A 716-nucleotide genomic window follows, 5' to 3' on the forward strand; every position below is an offset into this window, starting at 1 on the left:
CCTCCGGCTGCACGCGCTCTCGCACCGGCTGGTGCAGCCCAACGGGGTGAACCTCGACGGCATCTTCGTCCACCTCCCCAACGTCGCGTGGACGAACGCCGGGCCGATGCATCCCGATGCCGTCACGGCGCGCCGGGCGCACCTCGTGCGTGCGGGCATCCAGCTCGCGGGCCTCGACAAGTTCCCGCGCCTGCTCGACTACGTCACCCCGCCGGGCGTGCGCATCGCCGACGCGTCGCGCGTGCGTCTCGGCGCCCACCTCTCCCCCGGCACCACAGTGATGCACGAGGGCTTCGTGAACTTCAACGCCGGCACTCTCGGCACCTCGATGGTCGAAGGCCGCATCTCGCAGGGCGTCGTCGTCGGCGACGGCAGCGACATCGGCGGCGGCGCGTCGATCATGGGAACCCTCTCGGGCGGCGGCACGCATCGCGTCTCGATCGGTGCACGCACGCTGCTCGGCGCCAACTCGGGCATCGGCATCTCACTCGGCGATGACTGCGTGGTCGAGGCGGGTCTCTACGTCACGGCGGGCACGAAGATCGTGCTGGCCGACGAGCCGGCGGATGCCGCGGGGGCACGCCCCGTCGTGAAGGGCGCGCAGCTGTCGGGCAGCGACGGGGTGCTCTTCCGGCGCAACTCCGTCACCGGCGCGGTCGAGGCCGTGCGGCGCACCGGCGTCGGCGTGACGCTCAACGCGATCCTGCACGCCTGAG

At 72.2% G+C, this 716-nt stretch carries 1 protein-coding gene; it reads left to right on the forward strand.

All coding sequences use genetic code 11. The features are described 5' to 3' along the window. A partial coding sequence (locus ABT08_RS12550) for a DapH/DapD/GlmU-related protein (RefSeq protein ID WP_288115166.1) occupies positions 1-715 on the forward strand: 715 nt, incomplete at its 5' end. Between the last annotated feature and the right edge of the window lies 1 nt (position 716).

This window comes from Microbacterium sp. SCN 71-21 (assembly GCF_001725695.1).
Lineage (GTDB): Bacteria > Actinomycetota > Actinomycetes > Actinomycetales > Microbacteriaceae > Microbacterium > Microbacterium ginsengisoli.